Source organism: Nocardia farcinica, assembly GCF_029867845.1.
In the GTDB taxonomy this organism is placed as follows: Bacteria; Actinomycetota; Actinomycetes; order Mycobacteriales; family Mycobacteriaceae; genus Nocardia; species Nocardia farcinica_A.
Window position 1 is genome coordinate 1 of record NZ_JARWRU010000092.1, and the last position, 4,133, is coordinate 4,133.

The 4,133-nt window shown below is 73.4% G+C and carries 4 protein-coding genes; 3 read left to right on the forward strand and 1 reads right to left on the reverse strand.

The features are described 5' to 3' along the window. The first annotated feature begins 215 nt into the window (after positions 1 to 215). The 3 genes from egtB to egtD are packed head-to-tail and all read left to right on the forward strand — an operon-like array spanning position 216 to position 3,411. On the forward strand, positions 216 to 1,511 hold the full coding sequence (egtB, locus tag QH283_RS01635; protein WP_280501246.1) for an ergothioneine biosynthesis protein EgtB: 1,296 nt from the start codon (positions 216 to 218) through the stop codon (positions 1,509 to 1,511). Beyond that, complete coding sequence (gene egtC / locus QH283_RS01640; protein ID WP_280501243.1) at positions 1,511 to 2,443, forward strand: ergothioneine biosynthesis protein EgtC; 933 nt, start codon at positions 1,511 to 1,513, stop codon at positions 2,441 to 2,443. The genes egtB and egtC overlap by 1 nt, the downstream gene beginning before the upstream one ends. Further along, entirely contained in the window at positions 2,440 to 3,411 is a 972-nt protein-coding gene (gene egtD / locus QH283_RS01645; protein WP_280501244.1) for an L-histidine N(alpha)-methyltransferase, read from the forward strand. Before egtC ends, egtD begins: the two co-directional genes overlap by 4 nt. Positions 3,412 to 3,436: 25 nt before the next feature. Here the strand turns inward: egtD and QH283_RS01650 are convergent, their stop codons facing one another. Then, on the reverse strand, positions 3,437 to 4,081 hold the full coding sequence (locus QH283_RS01650) for a DUF2461 domain-containing protein (protein ID WP_280501245.1): 645 nt from the start codon (positions 4,079 to 4,081) through the stop codon (positions 3,437 to 3,439). Between the last annotated feature and the right edge of the window lie 52 nt (positions 4,082 to 4,133).

Consider the following 4,133-nt stretch of genomic DNA (forward strand, 5'->3'; position numbering starts at 1 on the left):
GTCGTGAGCCACGAACGCCCGCGTTCCGCCGCCCTGTCCCCCGCGAGCACCACCCCGGCGCTCGCCGACCCGCACCCCGGGAGAGCGTGACCGTGACAGAACCCGCCACCAGCACCGCCCACCGCGTACCGGCCGGGGCCACACCGCCCGGCTCCGCCGTCACCGTCGCGGCGACGGCGGTCCACCCCGCGACCGGGCGCGCCGACGCCGACCGCCTGCGCGCCCACATCGCCGACGTCCTGACCGCCGCGCGGGCGCGCACCGCCCTGCTCACCGACGCCGTGGACGAGGCCGACCTCGTCGCCCAGCACTCCCCGCTGATGAGCCCGCTGGTGTGGGATCTGGCGCACATCGGCAACCAGGAGGAGCTGTGGCTGGTGCGCGACGTGGGCGGCCGGGAGCCGGTGCGCGCCGACATCGACGAGCTCTACGACGCCTTCAAACACCCGAGGGCGAACCGTCCCGCGCTGCCCCTGCTCGACCCCGCGCAGGCCCGCGGCTATGTCGGCACGGTGCGCGAGAAAGTGCTCGACGTGCTCGACCGCAGCCCGCTGTCCGGCCGCCCGCTGGTGGCCGACGGGTTCGCCTTCGGCATGATCGCCCAGCACGAGCAGCAGCACGACGAGACCATGCTGGCCACCCACCAGCTGCGCGCGGGCGAACCGGTGCTCACCGCCCCGCCCGCCCCGCCCGCGCGCGTCCCGGTGTCCGGCGAGGTGATCGTGCCAGGCGGCGAATTCCTCATGGGCACCTCGGCGGACCCGTGGGCGCTGGACAACGAGCGGCCCGCGCATCCGGTGCAGGTGCCCGCCTTCGCCATCGACGCCGCGCCCGTCACCAACGAGCAGTACCTGGCCTTCGTCGAGGACGGCGGCTACCGTCGGCCGGAGCTGTGGTCCGAGCGCGGCTGGGCACACCGCACCTCCGCCGGCCTGACCGCGCCGCAGTTCTGGCAGCGCGACGCCGACGGCCGCTGGTGGCGACGGGTGTTCGGCGTCATGACCCCGCTGCGGCCACGGCAGCCGGAGGAGCACGTGTGCTGGTTCGAGGCCGAGGCCTACGCCCGCTGGGCGGGCAAGCGTCTGCCGACCGAGGCCGAATGGGAGAAGGCCGCCCGCTTCGACCCCGCCACCGGCGCCTCGCGGCGCTACCCGTGGGGCGAGTCCGCGCCCGACGAGACGAAAGCCAATCTGGGACAACGTCATCTCGAACCCGCCGACGTGGGCGCCTACCCGGCCGGGGTGTCGCCGTGCGGCGCGCACCAGATGATCGGCGATGTCTGGGAGTGGACCTCCTCGGGTTTCCAGGCCTACCCGGGCTTCCGCGCCTTCCCCTATCGGGAGTACTCCGAGGTCTTCTTCGGCGGCGACTACCGGGTGCTGCGCGGCGGCAGTTTCGGCACCGACCAGGTGGCCTGCCGCGGCACCTTCCGCAACTGGGATCATCCGATCCGCAGGCAGATCTTCGCCGGCTTCCGGCTGGCCCGCGATCTGCGCGCGGACGAGTTCTGATGTGCCGCCATCTGGGCTACGTCGGCCCGGCGGTCGCGGTGGGCGAACTGCTCACCCGCGGCCCGCACTCGCTGTATCGGCAGTCCTGGGCGCCGCGGGAGATGCGCGGCGGCGGCACCGTCAACGCCGACGGCTTCGGCGCGGCCTGGTGGCGGCCCGGCCGGGACGGACCGACGGTCAGCCGCTACCGCAATCGCGAACCGATCTGGAGCGATCCGGCGGTCACCGAGGTGCTCGGCCAGATCGAATCGACCGCCGTGCTCGGCTCGGTCCGCTCCGCCACCGTCGGCATGCCCGTCGAGCGCACCGCCTGCGCGCCGTTCACCACCGGCCGATGGGCCGCCAGCCACAACGGACTGGTGCCGAACTGGCAGCACACCCTCACCGCGGTCGCCGCGCGCCTGGACGTCGAGGCCACCCGCGCCGGGCAGACCAGGCTGTTCCAGAGCGCGCACCTGCTCGCGGCCGAGGCGCCCACCGACGCCGCCGCCCTGTGGGTGCTGCTCGCCGCGTTGATCGGTTCCGCCGAGTCCGGCGGCTACGGCGCGAACCCGCCGCAGGCGCTGCGCCTGTTCACCCGCACCGTGCTCGACCACGCGCCCGAGGCCAGGCTCAACCTGCTGCTGTGCGACGGCGCCACCTTGCTCGCGACCACCGTCTACCACGCGCTGTCGGCCCTGGTCACCGACGAGTTCGCGGTCCTGTCCTCCGAGCCCTACGACGACGACCCGCGCTGGCGGCCGATCCCGGACCGCTGTCTGGTCGTGGCCGCGCCGGGCGTCCTCACCGTCGAACCGCTCGACCCCGGCGCCTCCGTCCCGCCCCCGCACGACTCCGGCGCCCAGGTCGAGGGCCTCGAAACCGGCCGGGCAGGTTCCCGTCCGGCCGCCACCCCGGCGGCCCCCACGCACACCGAAAGGCCGAACGCATGACCGCAGCGACCATGGAAGTGCACCTCACCGACGCCGACCTGACCTCGGCGCTGCGCGCGGACGCCGGGCGCGGCCTCACCGCCACGCCGAAACACCTGCCGCCCAAATGGTTCTACGACGCCAGGGGCAGCGAACTGTTCGAGCGGATCACCGCCCTGCCGGAGTACTACCCGACCCGCACCGAGCGCGCGCTGCTGGAACGGGTGGTCGGCGAGATCGCCCGGCTCGCCGGCGCGGAGGTGCTGGTGGAACTGGGCGCCGGCTCGGCCGCCAAGACCAGGTTGCTGCTCACCGCGTTGACCGAGCGGGGCGCGTTGCACACCTATGTGCCCCAGGACGTGTCCTCGGCCGCCCTGCGCGCCGCCGCCGCCGAGGTGGCCGAGGAGTTCCCCGGCCTGACCGTGCACGGCGTGGTCAGCGATTTCACCGACACCCTGACCGCCATGCCGCGCGGTGGCCGCCGCATGATCGCCTTCCTCGGCGGCACCATCGGCAATCTCGTCCCCGCCGAGCGCCGCGCCTTCCTCACCGGCATCCACGACGTGCTCGAACCCGGCGAACGGCTGCTGCTGGGCGCGGGCCTCGTCGTCGACCCGGACGTGCTCGTTCCCGCCTACGACGACGCCGAGGGCGTGACTGCCGCCTTCAATCGCAACGTCCTGCACGTGCTCAACCACCGCCTCGGCGCGGACTTCGAGCCGGACAAGTTCGATCACGTGGCGCTCTGGGACGCCGAGCACGAGTGGATCGAGATGCGCCTGGCCGCCCGCGAGGACATGACCGTCACCGTCGCCGACCTCGACCTGGTCGTCGAGTTCGCGCGCGGCGAGCAGATGCGCACCGAGATCTCCGCCAAGTTCCGGCTCGACGGACTGCGCGCGGAACTGGGCGGATCGGGTTTCGCCGTCGAGCAGGTGTGGACCGATCCCGACGACCGTTTCGCGCTGGTGCTGGCCACCAGGACCTAGCCGGCGGCGATCGGGCGGGCGGATGTCAGGCGTTGGCCGGGCCGACCACGGCGGTCAGCCATTCCACCAGCGGGCGCAGGTCGGTCCACGCCTGCCGTACGTGTGCGGCGGCCTTCGGCGTGGACAGCCACGCCGGGGCGCCGAACTCCCGCGAGCAGGTCAGCGACTTGTGCCGCAGCAGGCCGATGCGCGGGTGGTCGGCGTCGTAACCCTTCGGCCTGGTCTTCAGCCTCTCCCCGCCGAGCACGTACCCGGCGGCGGCCAGCGGCGCCAGGATGGACTCCAGCTCGGGTCCGCGCACCTCGTCGGCCACGGCCCGGCGCAGCGACGCGATCTGCTCGGCGTCGCCGCGATAGAAGCCGCCGCTGACGAACAGCCCCGGCGCGCCGATCTGCACGTACCAGCCCACGCCGGGCGCGGTCCCGGCCACCGCCCCCTGATGGGTCTTGTACGGCGACTTGTCATGGGAGAACCGGACGTCGCGGTACGGCCGGAAGAGCTTGGCGGGACCGAACTCTGCCTCCAGTTCAGCCGTCAGCGCCAGCATGGGTTCGCGCACGGCCTGCTCGTAGACATGCTTGTGCGCGGTCCAGAACGCCTTGGAATTGTCGACCTCGAGGTCCTCGTACAGGTCGAGGCCCGCCAGCGGGAAGCCACCGAATCCACCCATGCCCCGACCCTACGACCGGCCCCGCCGCGCCTCGGGCGCCGGGCCCGGCCGG